Consider the following 16047-nt stretch of genomic DNA (forward strand, 5'->3'; position numbering starts at 1 on the left):
GGCAGACGGCAATTCACGTTGGGTAATGGTGCGTGTTAGACCGGCGGCACAGCCCGTCGAAAACGCGCCGGCCTGCTAGCAGCAGACGTGACCACCGGAAGCCCGCCAACGCCGCGGTGAACGCCTCCGGCATCCGGTCAAGGTCGAAGGCCTCCCTGTGGGCAGACCGCACGTTCCTCGCGGATAAACCGCAGCCATCATGCATCCGTCACGCTGCCGGACTGCTCGGTCAGGAGAGCCAGCCGGGGCGTACCAGGCCGGCCTCGTAGGCGAACACGACCAACTGCGCGCGGTCGCGGGCGCCGAGTTTGACCATGGCGCGTGACACGTGGGTCTTGGCCGTGGCGGGGCTGAGGGTCAGGCGGGCGGCGATCTCCTCGTTGCTCAGGCCGGTGCCGGCGAGGGCGACCACCTCACGCTCCCGGTTGGTGAGCTCGGCCAGCTTCCGCGACGGCGCCGGGCTCGCGGTCCGGGCCGCGAACTGCTCGATCACGCGCCGGGTGACGCTCGGCGACAGCAGCCCGTCGCCGGCGGCCACGACCCGGACGCCGTGGATGAGCTCGGCCGGCATGGTGTGCTTGACCAGGAACCCGGCGGCGCCGGCGCGCAGTGCCTCGGCGACGTATTCGTCCAGCTCGAACGTGGTGAGCACGACGATGCGCACCGCCGCCAGTGAAGGGTCGGCGGCGATCTGGCGGGTGGCGGCCAGGCCGTCGACGCCCGGCATGCGGATGTCCATGAGGATCAGGTCAGGGCGGGCCTCGCGGGCAAGGCGGACCGCGTGCGCGCCGTCGCTGGCCTCCCCGACCACCTCGATGTCCGGTTCGGCGTCCAGCAGCGCCCGGAAGCCGGCGCGGACCAGCGCCTGGTCGTCGGCGAGCACCACCCGGATCACTGGACGGCCCCCGGCGCCGCGGGCAGGCTGGCCTGGACCTGCCAGCCGCCGCCGGGCGCGGGGCCGGCGGTCAGCGAACCGCCCAGGGCGGCGGCGCGCTCGCGCATGCCGGTGATCCCGTTGCCCGGCGGCGCGTGCGGCACCGTGTCGGCCTGTGCCTGCGTCCCGCCGTCGTCGCCGACCCGGATCACCAGGGACTGCGGCAGGTATTCGATCGCGATGCCGGCGGTGGCGCCGGGGCCCGCGTGGCGGCGCACGTTGGTCAGTGCCTCCTGGACGATGCGGTACGCGGCCCGGTCGATCTCGGCGGGCAGCCGCCGGGGTTCGCCGGCGATCACCGTGCGGACCGTGAGACCGGCGTCGGCGGTCAGGCCGTCGAGCCGGTCCAGCCCGGGCGCCGGTTCGCGGGGCGCGGCCTCACCGGTCGGGTACAGCGTGTTGAGGACCGACTGGACCTCGCGCAGCGCCTCGGCGCTCGTCTCCTGGATCGTGTCGAGCGCGATCCTGGCCTGCTCGGGGTCGCGGTCCATCAGGTGCCGCCCCACCCCGGCCCGGATGTTGATCAATGAGAGGTGGTGGCCGACGACGTCGTGCAGCTCGGCAGCGATGCGCAGCCGTTCCTCGCTGGCCTGGCGCCGTTGCCGCTCCTCGGTCAGCCGCTGCTGCTCCTGCGCCGCGCGCTGGATCGCCCGGGCGGCCGGGGTGGCGAGCTCGGTGAGCACATAGCCGCCGACCACGAACGCCGCCGCGGTCAGGGCCCGGTTGAGGGTGGGGGTGGTGAGCGCCAGCCACAGCCCGTACCCGCCGGAGGTGACCGCGCAGACCAGCCAGCGGTGGCCGGCGGTGATCGCGGCCGACGCGCCGATCATCGGAGCGAGGAACGTGAGGGCGGGCAGGTGGCCGAGGATGTGGTACGCCGTGATCGCCCCCGCCACGATGATGAAGTTGCGGCGGGGGAAGCGGTGCCGGTCGGCCAGTGCCAGTCCGCTGAGGACCAGCAGCACGTAGCCCACGACGCCGACGTCGGCGGGATGGCCCCGGGTCGCGATCGCGGTGCCGGCGCCCTGCACCAGTGCGGTCAGCAGCGCCAGACCCGGGTGTGAGATCGACCCCGGGCGCTGACTGGATGCGGTCATGCGTCCTCACTCCGTTCCGGGCGCGTGACCTGAGCCTGCGCCGACGATGACCGGCCCGAGCCGCTTCGCTGGCCGGTCATGACAGCACTGTAGGCGTGCGGGACCCCGTTCGGCGCTTCCCGGTGGAGGCCGTCGGACTACTCCCTGCGGAGTAGTTCACGCCGGTTCTACCACCGTGGGAGCAGCCCGGGTGCCTCCGTCGGCCTGACGTGACGGGGGCGCCGGCGCCGACATGCTGCACGGCATGACAATCAACACGATCGACGCCTCCCAGCGCCGCGCCGCACGGGTGGTCGGATTCATGTACCTGCTGCTCATGGCGACCGGGGTGTTCGCGCAGATCTACGCGCCGGGCAGCCTGCCGGGCAGCGAGGCGGCCGCCGGCAGTGTCCGGGACGTCGCGGACCACGCCCGGTTGCTGCGGCTGGGTGCCGCGGTGGAGACCTTGACGTTCGCCGGCGACGCGGTCCTGGCCGTGGCGTACTACGTGCTGCTGCGCCCGGTGAGCCAGGGACTGGCCATGCTGGGCGCGTTCTGGCGGCTGGCCCAGGTCGCGATCCTCACCGCGTACACCCTGTGCACGGTCGTCGTGGTGCAGGTGGCGACGAGCCGGCGCCTCGACACCGAGCAGGCCGAGGCGCTGGTGTGGCTGGTGGCCGACGCGCACAACGTGGGCTACGCGATCGGTTTCGTGTTCATGGGACTCGGTTCGGCGGTCTTCGCCTACCTGCTGCTGCGGTCGCGGTACGTGCCGCGGTGGCTGGCGGGCCTGGGCGTGGTCGCCTCGACGCTGCTGGCGGCGGGCGGCGTGATCACGGTCGCCTTCCCGGAGGCGACCTCGGCCGTCAACCCAGCCATGTTCGCGCCGATGTTCGTCTTCGAGGTGACCACGGGACTGTTGCTGCTGATCCGTGGCGCCCGGGCGCCTCAGCCGGCGGCGACGGCGTCCTTGGTGAGCTCGGCGGCGGCCTGAGGTTCGGCCGCGGCGCGGGGCAGGGTGAACACGAAACGGGCGCCGTCACGGTACGTGTCGTCGAGCCGGATCGTGCCACCGTGGAACTCCACGACCTTCTTGCACACCGCCAGCCCGATCCCGGTGCCGGTGTAGGTCTCCCGGGAATGCAGGCGCTGGAAGATGACGAAGATCTTGTCGGCGAACTTGGGGTCGATGCCGATGCCGTTGTCCTCGACGCCGAACTGCCAGAGGCCGCCGGCCTCGTCGACCGTGACCCGCACGACCGGGTCACGGTCGGGGTGGCGGAACTTGATCGCGTTGCTGATCAGGTTCTGCCACAGCATCGTCAGCAGGGTCACGTCGCCGGGGATCGTCGGCAGGGTTGGGCGCTCGATGCGGGCCCGGCGCTCGGTGATCGCGCCGCCGAGGTTCGCCTCGGCCTGGGCGGCCACCTCGTCGAGGTCGACGGAGCGGCTGTCGTCGTACACCCGGCCGATGCGGGAGAACGTCAGCAGGTCGGTGATCAGTCGTTGCATGCGGGTGGCGCCGTCGACCGCGAAGGCGATGTACTGCCGGGCCTTGTCGTCGAGCTGGTCGCTGTAGCGGCGCTGCAGCATCTGGCAGAACGAGGCGACCTTGCGCAGCGGCTCCTGCAGGTCGTGCGAGGCGACGTAGGCGAACTGCTCCAGGTCGGCGTTGGAGCGGTGCAGCTCCAGCTGCTGCTGTTCGAGGGCTGCCCGCGCCTGCTGGCTGGCGGTGAACGCGTCCACGATCCGCTGGCGCATCGTCTCCACGTCGCCGGTCAGCTCGGCCAGGTCGGCGGGGCCCTGCACGGCGAGCCGGTGGTCGAAGTCGCCGCCCGCGACCCGGCGCACGCCCGCGCTGAGCCGGTCGAGGGGCTCCAGCACCACCAGGCGCAGCAGCACCGCGATCGCGGTGATGAACAGCAGCAGGAACCCGGCCATGCCGAGGAACACGCCGTCGCGCAGCCGGCGGGCCGTGTCGAGGTCCGCGCGGGCCCGCTCACGCACGCCGTCGAGGTGACCGTCCAGGGTCGCGATCCGGGTGCGGACCGCGTCGAACGCCGCCTTGCCGGTCAGCACCGCTTCGACCCCGGCCGCCGGGTCGCCGCCGTTGCGCCGGGTCACGATCGACGGGTCCGCCACGGTGGTCCGCCAGTCGCGGGCCTGCGCCTCGACCCGGTCGAGGTCCGCGAGGGCGACCGCCTCGTCGGCGAGCAGCTGCCGGATGCGGGCCAGCAGCGTCCGCTCGTCCGCGACGCCCTCCGCGTAGGGCTCCAGGAACCGCTCGTCGCCGCTGAGCAGGTAACCCCGCACACCGGTCTCCTGGTCGACGAGCGCGGCGGTGAGCTCCACCACGGCGGTGCGCGCCGGGGAGATCCGGTCGCTGAGCCGGTTGGACACCTCGGCGGTGTGCCCCAGGATCGCCGCGCCGACCGCGGTGCCGGCCAGGACCAGGACCACCATCGCGATCAGGACCGAGGCGAACCACCGTTGCGTGCTCCACCGGTGCCACAGCCGGGCGGGCGGGTATCCATCCGTGCCGATCACAGCAGCACGGTACGCGATCCGCGGCGGCCCCGCCCGCTCGACGCGGCCGGTCAGCCGTCCCGGGGTTCGTGCTGCGACGCGTCACGCAGCTCCTGGAACAGCCGCCGCTCCGGTTCGGTCAGCTTCGACGGGACCATGATCTTCACCTCGGCGTACAGGTCACCGGGGATGCCGCGCGGGTTGGGCAGGCCCCGCCCGCGCAGCCGCAGCCTGCGCCCCGACGACGTGCCGGGCGGCACGTCGACGCGGACCGGCCCGCCGGGCGTCTCGAGGGGCACCGGCCCGCCGAGGGCCGCCTGCCAGGCCTCGACCGGCAGGTCGAGCACGACGTCGCGGCCCTCGACCCGGAACCGCGGGTGCGGCGCGAGGTGCACGACCAGGTACAGGTCGCCCGGCGGGCCGCCCAGGACGCCGGGGTTGCCCTGGCCGGCGAGGCGGATCCGCTGGCCGTCCACGACACCGGCGGGGATGTTCACGTCGTAGCGGCGGGGGTGGCCGTCGGGGCCGGGCAGGGTCACCTGGCGCCGGCCGCCGCGGAACGCGTCCTCGACGCCGATCGTGATCCCGGCCTGGGTGTCCGCGCCGGGGACGGGGCCCGCGCCGCCGGTGCCGTACCGGCCGCCGAACATGCTGCCGAGCAGGTCCTCGAGGTCCACGTTCTGGCCGCGCCATCCGGCACCGGCGCCCGCGCCGGTCCGCACGACGTCGCGCTGGTCGTACCTGGCCCGGCGCTGCGGGTCCGACAGCACGTGGTACGCCTCGTTGATCTCCTTGAAGCGCTCCTCCGCGCCGGGTTCCTTGTTGATGTCGGGGTGCTGGCGGCGTGCCAGGGTCCGGTAGGCGCGCTGGATCTCCTCCGGTTTCGCGTCCCTGGCCACGCCGAGCACCTGGTACGGGTCGCGGATCTCAGCCACCGTCCCGACCCGCTTCCTGCCCGGTCAGGTCGGACGGCGCGCTCACCGCGACGACGGCCGGGCGCAGCAGCCGCTCGCCGTCGCCGTACCCGGGGCGCAGCACGCGCACCACGGTGCCTGGCGGAGCGTCGCTGTCGCGGACGACCTCGGCCGCCTCGTGCCGCACCGGGTCGAACGGCTCGCCGACCTCACCGACGGGCTGGAACCCGAGCCGGGCCAGCACACCCAGCGCCTGGTCCCGCACGCCCGCGACGCCGTCGAGGATGGTGCTCGGGTCGGCGTCGCCGTGTTGCAGCGCCAGGTCCAGGTTGTCCAGCACCGGCAGCCACGCGGCGGACACGGCGAGCCGCTCCTCCTCGCGTTGCCGGATCGCCTGCCGGTCGGCCCACTTGCGGGTGTTCTCCACGTCGGCCGCGGCCCGGCGCCACCGCTCGGTCAGCTCCGCGACGTCGACGGCCTCCTCGGGGGGCGCGTGATCCTGTGCCATGGCGTCACCCCGTGTTGAAGTCGGCATCGATGACGTCGTCAGCGCCCTGCGACTGCGCGGCCCCGGGTTGCGCGGCCTCGCGTCCGCTGCTCAGCGCCAGCGTCATCTGCCGCACGTCCTCCGTCAGCTGCCGCAGCCGCGGCGTCGGCGCCTGCTCCCGCACCGCCTCCCGGGCCTGCTCGATGAGCATCGTGGCACGGGCCCGCTCGTGCTCCGGCACGTCGCCGCGCTCCTGCAGGCCGCGTTCCAGCTGGTACGCGGCGCTGTCGAGCTCGTTGCTGGCGTCGACCCGCTGGCGGATCTGCTGGTCCTCGGCCCGGTGCTGTTCGGCCTCGCGGACCATCCGCTCCACCTCGGCGGCATCGAGGGTGCCGCTCTCGGTGATGGTGATCTTCTGCTCAGCGCCGGTGTCCTTGTCCTTCGCGGACACGTTGAGGATGCCGTTGGCGTCGACGTCGAAGGTCACCTCGACCTGCGGGGTGCCGCGCGGGGCGGGCCTGATGTTCTCCAGCCGCATGCGGCCCAGGACCCGGTTGTCGGCGGCGCGTTCCCGTTCGCCCTGCAGCGCGACGACGTCGACTGCGGGCTGGTTGTCATCGGCGGTGGAGAACGTCTCGGCCCGCCGGGTCGGGATCGTCGTGTTCCGGTCGATGATCTTGGTCATCAGCCCGCCGAGGGTCTCCACGCCCAGCGACAGCGGCGTGACGTCGAGCAGGACGACGTCCTGCACGTCGCCCTTGAGGACCCCGGCCTGGATGGCGGCGCCGAGCGCGACGACCTCGTCGGGGTTGACGCTCATGTTCGGTTCCTTGCCGCCGGTGAGGCGGCGCACCAGGGTCTGCACGGCCGGCATGCGGGTCGCCCCGCCCACGAGGATCACCTCGTCGAGGTCGCCGGCGGCGACCTTCGCGTCCTGCATCGCCTGCTTGACCGGCCCCATCGTCCGCTCCAGGAGGTCGTGGGTCAGCTCCTCGAACGTCGAGCGGGTCAGCGTCATCGTGAGGTGCTTCGGCCCGGTCGCGTCGGCGGTGATGAACGGCAGGTTCACCTGCGTCTGCGTCACCGACGACAGCTCGACCTTGGCGCGTTCGGCGGCCTCGGTGAGCCGCTGCAGCGCCTGCGGGTCGGTGCGCACGTCGATGCCCGTCTCCCGCTGGAACTGATCGGCGATGTGCTCGACGAGGCGGTGGTCGAAGTTGTCTCCGCCGAGGTGCGTGTCGCCGGAGGTCGCCCGGACCTCGACGACGCCGTCGCCGACGTCGAGGATGCTCACGTCGAAGGTGCCGCCGCCGAGGTCGAACACGAGGACCGTCTCGTGGCCCTTCTTGTCCAGCCCGTACGCGAGTGCCGCCGCGGTCGGCTCGTTGATGATCCGCAGCACGTTCAGCCCGGCGATCTTCCCCGCGTCCTTGGTCGCCTGGCGCTGCGCGTCGTTGAAGTACGCCGGCACCGTGACGACGGCCTCGGTCACCTTCTCGCCCAGGTGCTTCGCCGCGTCGTCGGCGAGCTTGCGCAGGATCTGCGCGGACACCTCCTCCGGCGACAGCAGCTTGCCGCGCACGTCGAAGCGCACCATGCCGTCGGGCCCGGAGACGACGTCGTACGTGACCCCCTGGGTCTCCTCGCCCACCTCGTCGAACCTGCGGCCGATGAAGCGTTTCGCGGAGGTGATCGTGCCCTTGGGGTTGAGCACCGCCTGCCTGCGGGCGAGCTGCCCGACGAGCCGTTCGCCGCCGTCGGTGTACGCGACCACGGACGGCGTGGTCCTGCTGCCCTCGGCGTTGGGCAGGACGGTCGGCCGGCCCCCCTCGAACGCGGCGATCACGGAGTTGGTCGTGCCGAGGTCGATTCCCACAGCGCGTGCCATGCGCGTCTCCTCTCGAGCCTTCAGCTGACATGCCGTATCCAACGCTCACCGCGCCGCCGCGGCCGTGTCTCACCCGATCGGAGTGACCGTGCCGGGCGGCGGTCCGGCCGCCGCCCGGCACGCCGGGGTCAGATCCTGGCGCCGACGTCCGCGCCGCTGGCGGGGCGCAGGAACGACGACGACGCGATCGCCCCCGACGACGTCCGCGGGCCGGTGATGACCGTGGCGTCGGTGCTCTGCAGCGCCCAGGTGCCGCCGAGGTCCCAGGAGTTGCCGCTGCCGGTGGAGGTGCCCATCGACACCTGGACCCGGTTGGCGACGGCGAGGTTCGCGGTCACCGTCGCGGCCGCGTCGGCGACGTCGAAGCCGGTGCCGCCGTTGCGCCACGCCGTGTTGTGCTCCAGTCGCAGCGCGCCGGGGTTGGCGTTGTCGATGAAGCCGCCCTGCGCGTTGTCGAAGGCGATGCTGTTGCGCACGACGTGCCCGGCGGGCAGGTCCTCGTCGCCGCCGCCGAGCTTGAAGCCGTTGCCGTCGCCGGCGAAGTCGGGGAAGTTCCACCGGTTGACGCCGTTGCCCCACGCGACCGACGACTCGATCGTGATCGGCGACAGGAACTCCCAGGCGTCGAAGCCGTCGTCGACGTTGTTCCACAGCCGGGCGCCGCGGACCACGTTGCCGGTGCCGGAGCCCTCCTTGATGGCCAGGCCGTCGGCGCTCTCGCCGTTCTTGCGCGGGTCGTGGTTGCCGTAGCTGTCCAGGTCGAGGATCTGGTTGTTGCTGGAGGCACCCTGGATGTGCAGGCCGCTCTCGTAGTTGTCGCGGGTGGTCAGCCGGGCGAAGACGTTGTTGCCGCAGTCGCGGCAGAAGATGCCGTAGGGGCCGTGGGCAATCTCGATGCCGGTGATACGCCAGTAGGACGCCTCGATGTGGATCGCGCCGCGCTCCGCGTTGGGGATGCTGGCGTCCAGTGGTGCCGGCGTGTGTGGCATCTGCTCCGCGTCCAGCAGCACGTGCTCGCCGGCGTGGTTGGTGATGGTGTACGGCGCGGCCGCGGTGCCGCTCTTCGTCAGCTGGATGTTGCTCGCCGGCGTGTACGTTCCACCGCGCAGCGCGATGGTCGTGCCCGGCCGGGCGAGGTCGACGGCGCGCTGGATGGTGCGCAGCGGCGCGGCGAGGGTCCCTGCGGCGGCGTCGTCACCGGTCGGCGCCACGTACAGGGTGCCGGCCGTCGGCGCGCTGGGGCTCGCGGAGGCACTGGGGCTCGCGGAGGCGCTGGGGCTGCGGCTGGCGCTGGCCGACGCGCTCGGCGGCGTGCTCGTCCCGCTCTGCGCGGTGACGTCGTCGAAGTCGGCCGACGCACGGAACGTCTGCACGCCGATCCGCCCGGTCGCCGACTGGCTCGGGCCGCTGCCGACGAGCGCGCCGTCGACGTAGCCGCGCACGGTCGGGCCGGACTCCTCCAGCCGCAGCGTGTACCAGCGGCCGGTGCTCACCGGCAGGCTCACCGAGCCCAGCACGGTGACCGCCCCGGAGCGCACCGCCTGCAGTTCGGCGCGGTTGCCGCTGAGCAGCACCACCCGGTCGTAGCTGGTGGAGCCGCCGGAGCGGGCGGCGAGGCCGGCGAACCGGTCGGCGGCGGTGCCGTCGAACGCGAGAGGCCGGACCCTGGCCTCGACGGTGTAGTCGCTCCAGCCGGTCTGCCCGGCGAACGCGCGGGCCAGGTCGCTGGCGGCCTTGGACTGCCGGTACACGCCGGAGCCGTCGGTGACGACGGACCACGTGCCGCCGGACTTCGACCAGCCGTTGGCGTTGCCGTCGTTGAAGTCGTCGGTGAACAGGGTGGCCGCGAACGCGAGCGGCCCGAACACGACCGCGGCGGTGGTGCACAGGGCTGCCGCGGCGGCCAGGAGGGGCCATCGGCGGCGGGTGGGGTGCGGGGTTCTCACGAGGGATCTCCACGGGTGGCGGCGGGCGCGCGCCCGGGGTGGACGGCCGGAGACTGGGCGGGTCTGCCGTCGACACGCGAGGAAAGCGTATTCCTGCCGCACACCGTAGCCACCGCCCCGCGAGGGGTCAACCTCGGTCGATACCCTCGGCCGGCCGCCCCCCTCCGGCGCGACCGCCGACGGGCCGGCGCGTAGCCTTGCCTGAGCAGCTACCCGAGGAAGGGCTCGATGGCCGGCGCCGCTGCACTGACCTTCCAGGTCCTCGGTCCCTTGCGGGTATGGCGTGACGGCGTCGAGGTCGACACCGGACCGCGGCAGCAGACCTACCTGCTGGCACTGCTGCTGCTGCAGGCGGGCCGGCCGGTCAGCATCGCCGAACTCATCGACCTCGTCTGGGACGACGGCATGCCGACCTCGGCACCGAACATCGTCCAGAAATACGTCGGGGCGCTGCGACGGCTGCTCGAACCGGACCTGTCCGCCCGGGCGCCCGGCTCCTACCTCCACCGCCGCAGCAGCGGCTACCAGTTCGACGTCGGCCGGGTGGCACTCGACCTGACCGGGTTCCGCCGGCACCTCGGCCTCGCCCGCGCCGCGCTGGACGCCCACCGGATCGAGGACGGCGTCGACGCGTACGAGGAGGCCTTGTCGTGGTGGCGGGGACCCGCGGGCGACGGGCTGACCCTCAGCGCCACCGCCGGCCCGCTGTTCGCCTCCGTCAACCGCGAGCTGCTCGACGCCTGCGTCGAGGCCGCCGGTGTCGCCGTGCCCCACGGCCACGCCAAACGCATCCTGCAGCCCCTGCGCCTGGCCGCATGGATCGCACCCCTCGACGAGACGATGCAGGCCACGCTCGTGACCACGCTGATGGCGGCGGGGCAGCGGGCGGAGGCCCTGTCCGTGTTCGACACGGTGCGGGCACGCCTGGCCGACGAACTGGGCATCGACCCCGGTCCGGCGCTTCGCGAGGCGCACCGGCAGGTGCTCCGGCAGGCCGGGGCCGCGACCCCACCACGCCTCGCCGGCCTCCTGCCGCAAGCCGCACCCGCACCCGGATCCGGGGCGCGATCACCGCTGGAACCTTCCGGCGGCCGGTCCGATCGTCTCGTGGGCCGGCACGAGGAGCTTGCGGTCCTCCGCCAGGCCGTCGGCTCGGCCACGTTCGCCGGAGCGCAGGTCGTGCTCGTCGAAGGTCCGCCGGGAGTGGGCAAGACCCGGCTGCTCGCCGAAGTCACCGGCGAGGCCGCCGCGGACGGTGCGCCCGCCTACTGGGGCCGGTGCCAGGACGGTGAAGGCACCCCGTCGATGTGGCCCTGGGTCCAGATCGTCGAGGCCCTGATTCCGGCGCTGCCGCAGGACGAGCGGGCGCGCTGGACGGCCGGCCTCGGCGACCTGCTGCAGCACCCCGCACGCGGCGCCGAGGTCCCGGTGCGGCCGGATGCCGGTGCGCAGTTCCGCCTGTACAGCCAGGTCGTCGCGTTGTGCGGCGCGGCCGCCGCACGGCAGCCCCTGATCGTGGTCGTGGACGACCTGCACTGGGCGGACCAGGCCTCGCTGCAGCTGTTCGCGCACCTGGCCGGGTCGCTCCCGGTCGGGAGCGTGCTGCTGGGCGCCCTGCGCGGCCATGCACCGACGCCGAGCCGGCACGTGGGCAGCATGCTGGCGGCCGTCGCGCGGCTGGAGCACCACCGGCGCATCGTTCTCGGCCCGCTCGACCCGGCCGACGTCGCCGAGCTGGTCCGCCAGGAGACCGGGCAGGCTCCCAGTCCCGGCGTCGCCCGGAGCATCCAGGCCCGCACCGAAGGCAACCCCCTGTTCGTGCGCGAGCTCGCGAGATTCCTGGCCGAGGAGGATCACCTGGCCGACCAGGCGGCGGCCCAGGCCGCCGTCCCGTCCACGGTGCGCGACATCGTCCGGGACCGCACGAACATGCTCGACGACAGCGACCGCCGCCTCATCGAGATCGCGGCCCTGATGGGCCGCACCATCGACATCCGCCTGCTGGCCGGCGCGTCCGGCCTCGACGTGTCGCAATGCCTCACCCGCCTGGAGGCGCTCGAAGCCATCGGCCTGATCGAGGCGGCATCCGGCGCTCCGGGGACCTGGCGGTTCGTGCACGATCTCGTCCGCGAGTCGGTCGCCCGCTCGACGGTCCGGTCGGCGGCGGGCCGGTTCCACCTGCACATCGCGGCCGCGCTCGCGCAGACCCGGGAGTCGGCCGAGCGTCACGGTGAGGCGCTCGCCCACCACCTGTACGCGGCGGGCCCGCTCGCCGAGCCGGAGCAGACGGCGCAGGCACTCCTGGTCGCGGGACGCATCGCGGCGAGACGATCCGCCTACGAGACCGCGGAGCAGCACCTCGGCACCGCGAGCCGGGTCGCACGCGGCGCCGGGCTCCTCGACCTGGAGCTCACCGCGCTCACCGAGCTGACCGCCGTCGCGGGCATCCACGCCGGCTTCGTCGGAACCACCATGGACCATCTGGACCGCGCCGAGGAGGTCGCGCGGTCGCTCGGCCGCGACCGGGAGGCCACCGGCTTCCTCTTCACCCGGTTCCTGGCCCACGCCCAGGGCATCCAGCTCGAGGCCGCCGGGCGCCTCGCGCTCCGGCTGCTGGAACACGGCCGGCACTCCTCGGACCCCGTGGTCGAGGCGTCCGGCCACCACGCGTGGGGAGTCCACCAGTGGAGCTCGGGCAACATCGGGGAGGCCTACCGGAACCTGAGCCGGTCCGACGCGCTCATCCAGGCCCAGCGGGACGCCGATCCGCTGCGACACCGGCTGCAGATGATGACGCCGGTCATGCTGGCGCTGAACACCGCGCTGCACGGCGACCCGGTCGCGGCGCGCCGGCTGTTCGACAAGGTTGAGCTCGACGCCGGCGACGACCCGTACGCCATCAGCATCTGGGGCTCGTTCGCCGTCACCGCGGCGGCCGCCGCGGGCGACTTCGCGTGGGCGCTGCGGGCCGCCGAGACGGCCGTCAACGCCGATCCGGACTTCTCCTTCACCTTCTCCGGCAGCTACCCGCGGCTCGCACGGCACTGGGCGAAGGCCATGTCCGGCGACGATCCAGGCACGGCGGCCGCGGCCATGGAGCGCATCATCGAGACCGCACTGGTCGACCCGCCTCGATCGAACCTGGCCACCTGGTATGCACTGCTCGCCGAGATCCGGCTCTGCGGTGACGATCCCTCCTCCGCCATGACCGCACTGGACAAGGCCGAGACGTTCATCGACCGGCACGGCGAACGGTACGCGGAGGGCCTGGTGCTCCTCATCCGCGCGAAGGCACTCCTTGCCGGCGGCGACGTCGGGTCCGCCGCAAGCGCCGCCCGTCGGGCGCTCACCCTTTCGCAGGAGCGCGGGGCCCTGCTGTTCGCGACGCGCGCCGCCGACCTGCTCGCCGAGCTCCCCCGGCTGGGGTGACGGCCGGCCCTTGCCGCCGTGTGCATTCAGTCGACGTCAAGTGCCTATTCAGTCCTGCTGTATACCGTCGGTCTCCTCGCACATCGAGCCAAGGAGCGCCCGCGATGCCTACCCGCGTCAATCGGCAGACCGTCGACCTGTCATCCTATCCGGACCTCGTGGTCGTCTATCTGGGCATGCGCGTCAACCGGCTCTACGGCCTGCGGACACTCATGGGCTACGGCCCGCAGATCGGCCGGTCCGCGACCGGCAGGCCCGAAGGCCTGCTCGCGCACGAGTCGCTGTTGTGGTCGCTGTTCCCCATGCACGTCGGCATCCGCCAGTACTGGCAGGACCTGCCCGCGCTCCTGTCATGGGCGCGCTCCGAACCGCACCGGCGCTGGTGGCGCGACTTCCTGCGGGACAGCGGCGGCACCGGCTTCTGGCATGAGACCTACCTGATCCGCGGCGGGATGGAGGCGGTGTACGACGACATCCCGAGACACCGCGGCTTCGCCGCCTTCGCCCCCGTGCATCCGGCGCGCGGGCCCATGTTCGGCTCGGCCGCGCGGGTCGGGCGCCCCGAGGACACCGTCGCACCGGTCGTCAGCGAGGAGGAGCTGTACTGATGGCTCCGTCGCGCAGGACGGCGTGCACCCCGACCACCTGGTTGACGATCTGGGTGACCCGCAGGTCGACCGCCACACTGCTGAGCGCGACCGCGTCCGCCCGCGCCACCCCGTGCAACCGCTCCAGCAGCGCGAACATCGACTCCAGCGCGGCATAGGCGGCGTCGTCGAGGGTCTCGCCGAGACCCATCGTGATCCAGGCGTCGGCGGTGCGGGCGACCGGTCCCGGCACCGGGAAGTCCTCGCGCACCCCGAACGTCAGCGTCACCCGGTCCATCGGGCACTCGATCGCGGTGCCGCTGACCTCGCCGTCGCCCTGGGCCGCGTGCCCGTCGCCGACGGAGAACAGGGCGCCGTCGACGGGGATCGGCAGCAGCAGCGTGGTCCCGGCGACCAGTTCCTTGCAGTCGATGTTGCCGCCGTGCACCCGCGGCGGGATCGTCGAGTGCTCCCCCGGCCCGGCGGGCGGCATGCCCATCACGCCCATGAACGGGCGCAGCGGCACCGTGTGGCCGTGCTGGTTGCGGCCGGTCATCGCGGCCGGGTCGAGCTCCCACGCGTGCACGACACCCTCGGTCTCCAGGTGGTACCGCCGGTTCGGGCCGCTCGGCCAGCCGCCGGCGACCGTGGTCCCCCACGTCGCCGGGACGACCGCGTCGACGCGGACCTCGAGGGTCTGCCCGGCCTTCGCCCCTTCGACGGCGACCGGCCCGACCAGCGCGTGGCCGTACTCGGGGCGGTGCTGCGGGACGCGCGGGCGGTCCGGCGGGTGCTCACCGGCGTAGGGGCCGGCGGACCACCAGCAGTCGAGGGTCCGGAAGGTGACGCTGTCGCCGGGCCGCACGGTCAGCACCGGTGGGTAATCCGCCGAGAAGTGACCGTGCAGCGTCCGGTCGTCGGGTTCCAGCACATGCTCCACGATGTCGCAGTAAACCAGGCGGGTCAGCGCACGCCGCACAGGGCGTGGTCGATGAGGTCGACCGTGATGTCCTTGGTCGGCGCGGGGACGCCCGGCGCGCGCTGGAACGAGTCGGTGTTCATCGACACTACGACGCTGCGCGTGCCGTCACCCGTGACACCGTTGCGGGTGCGGTACCCGTGGATGTCGCCGCCGTGGGACCAGGACCCGCCGCACGAGTTGGGGATCCACATGAGGCCGAGCCCGTAGCGGGCGCCGGGCCAGTTCTCGCGGAACTCGTCGTTCGTCGGCACGGTGCGGCGCATCTCGGCGAGCTCGGCCGGCCGCAGCACCCGTCCGCCGAGCAGGGCCTGCAGGAACCGGTTGGCGTCGCCGGTGGTGCTGATGATCGCCCCTGCGGCGCCGCCCCACGACGGGTTGAGCCTGGTCGCGTCGATCGGCTCGCCGTACTTCGGGTCGTCCTGCGTGCCGCCCGGCCCGGCGAAGCGCTCGTAGCCGATCGCGTGCGGGCTCGGGACGTCCGGGTCGGTGTCCGGGGCCGTGGTGTGGCGCAGCCCGAGCGGCTCGATGATGCGCCGGCGGACCTCGTGCTGCCAGGTGTGCCCGGTGACCCGCTGGATGATCAGCCCGGCCAGGGCGTAGTTGGTGTTCGAGTAGCTCCACTGCGTGCCCGGGGCGAACTCCGGCTGGAACGTCATGGCCGTGGCGACCGCCTGCTCCGGGGTGACGGTGTCGTACCGGTGCTGCTCGAAGCCCTGCTGGTCGAAGAGGTACGTCATCCCGGCCAGGTACTCCGGCAGGCCGCTGGTGTGCTGCAGCAGCTGCCGGACGGTCACGGTGCGCCCGTCGTTGCCGTTGCCCTGCACGACCCCCGGCAGCCACCGCTCGACGGTGTCGTCCAGCGACAGCCTGCCCTCGCCGACGAGCTGCAGCAGCGTCGCGGCCACGAACGTCTTGGTGTAGCTGCCGACGCGGAACCTGCCGTCCCACGGCACCGGGGTCCGCGCGGCGACGTCGCCGAAGCCGCTGCGGACCCGCACGTCGCCGCGGGCGGTGTCCAGCTCGACCTGTACCCCGGGCGCGCCCTGTGCCAGCAGCGCGTCACTGTCACGCTGCAGCACGGCGCGCACGTCCGGGCGGTGCTGCCGGGCCGCCTCGGCGACCCCGGCGGTGCCGAGCGTCGCGGTCACGGCGGTCACTGCGGTCACGGTCATCCATACGGTTCTCATGCCCTCGACGCTATGCAGCGCATCGACGTCCGTCGTCACTCTCAGACGGCAACCGCGGCTACCCTCCTGGGGGTAGGCGCGGATACCACCG

Annotated in this window: 12 protein-coding genes; 3 read left to right on the forward strand and 9 right to left on the reverse strand. The window is 73.1% G+C overall.

Annotation, left to right across the window (positions count from 1 at the left end; translation table 11 throughout):
- Nucleotides 1-229: 229 nt before the first annotated feature.
- Entirely contained in the window at nucleotides 230-895 is a 666-nt protein-coding gene (locus tag OHA72_RS50685; protein ID WP_327003269.1) for a response regulator, read from the reverse strand.
- Complete coding sequence (locus OHA72_RS50690) at nucleotides 892-2031, reverse strand: sensor histidine kinase (protein WP_327003270.1); 1140 nt, start codon at nucleotides 2029-2031, stop codon at nucleotides 892-894. The genes OHA72_RS50685 and OHA72_RS50690 overlap by 4 nt, the downstream gene beginning before the upstream one ends.
- A 244-nt stretch (nucleotides 2032-2275) precedes the next feature.
- On the opposite strand from OHA72_RS50690, the gene OHA72_RS50695 reads away from it, so the two are divergent.
- Nucleotides 2276-3004: a DUF4386 domain-containing protein gene (locus OHA72_RS50695; RefSeq protein WP_327003271.1), complete on the forward strand. Its 729-nt coding sequence runs from the start codon at nucleotides 2276-2278 to the stop codon at nucleotides 3002-3004.
- Here OHA72_RS50695 and OHA72_RS50700 read toward each other — a convergent pair.
- The 5 genes from OHA72_RS50700 to OHA72_RS50720 form a co-directional block, all read right to left on the reverse strand.
- Nucleotides 2959-4557 (reverse strand): sensor histidine kinase, encoded by a 1599-nt coding sequence (locus OHA72_RS50700; protein ID WP_327003272.1) that lies wholly within the window; start codon nucleotides 4555-4557, stop codon nucleotides 2959-2961. The genes OHA72_RS50695 and OHA72_RS50700 overlap by 46 nt on opposite strands.
- Before the next feature lie 50 nt (nucleotides 4558-4607).
- Nucleotides 4608-5471, reverse strand: coding sequence for a DnaJ C-terminal domain-containing protein (locus OHA72_RS50705; RefSeq protein ID WP_327003273.1), 864 nt, complete (start codon nucleotides 5469-5471; stop codon nucleotides 4608-4610).
- Nucleotides 5464-5958: a nucleotide exchange factor GrpE gene (locus tag OHA72_RS50710; protein WP_327003274.1), complete on the reverse strand. Its 495-nt coding sequence runs from the start codon at nucleotides 5956-5958 to the stop codon at nucleotides 5464-5466. The genes OHA72_RS50705 and OHA72_RS50710 overlap by 8 nt, the downstream gene beginning before the upstream one ends.
- A gap of 4 nt (nucleotides 5959-5962) precedes the next feature.
- Nucleotides 5963-7825, reverse strand: a complete 1863-nt coding sequence (gene dnaK / locus OHA72_RS50715; RefSeq protein ID WP_327003275.1) for a molecular chaperone DnaK — start codon at nucleotides 7823-7825, stop codon at nucleotides 5963-5965.
- Between the two features lie 128 nt (nucleotides 7826-7953).
- Complete coding sequence (locus OHA72_RS50720; RefSeq protein ID WP_327003276.1) at nucleotides 7954-9771, reverse strand: right-handed parallel beta-helix repeat-containing protein; 1818 nt, start codon at nucleotides 9769-9771, stop codon at nucleotides 7954-7956.
- Between the two features lie 228 nt (nucleotides 9772-9999).
- Here OHA72_RS50720 and OHA72_RS50725 point away from each other — a divergent pair, with 228 nt between their 5' ends.
- A complete protein-coding gene (locus OHA72_RS50725; protein WP_327003277.1) occupies nucleotides 10000-13200 on the forward strand; it encodes a BTAD domain-containing putative transcriptional regulator in 3201 nt (1066 codons plus the stop codon).
- Nucleotides 13201-13304: 104 nt separating this feature from the next.
- Complete coding sequence (locus OHA72_RS50730) at nucleotides 13305-13808, forward strand: monooxygenase family protein (RefSeq protein WP_327003278.1); 504 nt, start codon at nucleotides 13305-13307, stop codon at nucleotides 13806-13808.
- On the opposite strand, the gene OHA72_RS50735 is transcribed toward OHA72_RS50730, so the two are convergent.
- Both OHA72_RS50735 and OHA72_RS50740 read right to left on the reverse strand, forming a co-directional pair.
- The gene (locus tag OHA72_RS50735; protein WP_327003279.1) at nucleotides 13786-14727 is read right to left on the reverse strand and encodes an acetamidase/formamidase family protein; all 942 of its coding nucleotides are present in this window, start codon (nucleotides 14725-14727) and stop codon (nucleotides 13786-13788) included. The two genes, OHA72_RS50730 and OHA72_RS50735, sit on opposite strands and share 23 nt — an antisense overlap.
- A gap of 23 nt (nucleotides 14728-14750) precedes the next feature.
- Nucleotides 14751-15956 (reverse strand): serine hydrolase domain-containing protein, encoded by a 1206-nt coding sequence (locus OHA72_RS50740; RefSeq protein WP_327003280.1) that lies wholly within the window; start codon nucleotides 15954-15956, stop codon nucleotides 14751-14753.
- Nucleotides 15957-16047: the final 91 nt, after the last annotated feature.

The sequence above is a fragment of the Dactylosporangium sp. NBC_01737 genome, from assembly GCF_035963215.1.
Classification (GTDB): Bacteria; Actinomycetota; Actinomycetes; order Mycobacteriales; family Micromonosporaceae; genus Dactylosporangium.

Excerpts from the sequence above, each read along its gene's own strand:
- OHA72_RS50690 (WP_327003270.1), bottom strand. The coding sequence starts at position 2,031 with ATGACCGCATCCAGTCAGCGCCCGGGGTCGATCTCACACCCGGGTCTG.
- OHA72_RS50695 (WP_327003271.1), top strand. The coding sequence starts at position 2,276 with ATGACAATCAACACGATCGACGCCTCCCAGCGCCGCGCCGCACGGGTG.
- OHA72_RS50710 (WP_327003274.1), bottom strand. The coding sequence starts at position 5,958 with ATGGCACAGGATCACGCGCCCCCCGAGGAGGCCGTCGACGTCGCGGAG.
- dnaK (WP_327003275.1), bottom strand. The coding sequence starts at position 7,825 with ATGGCACGCGCTGTGGGAATCGACCTCGGCACGACCAACTCCGTGATC.
- OHA72_RS50725 (WP_327003277.1), top strand. The coding sequence starts at position 10,000 with ATGGCCGGCGCCGCTGCACTGACCTTCCAGGTCCTCGGTCCCTTGCGG.
- OHA72_RS50730 (WP_327003278.1), top strand. The coding sequence starts at position 13,305 with ATGCCTACCCGCGTCAATCGGCAGACCGTCGACCTGTCATCCTATCCG.
- OHA72_RS50740 (WP_327003280.1), bottom strand. The coding sequence starts at position 15,956 with ATGAGAACCGTATGGATGACCGTGACCGCAGTGACCGCCGTGACCGCG.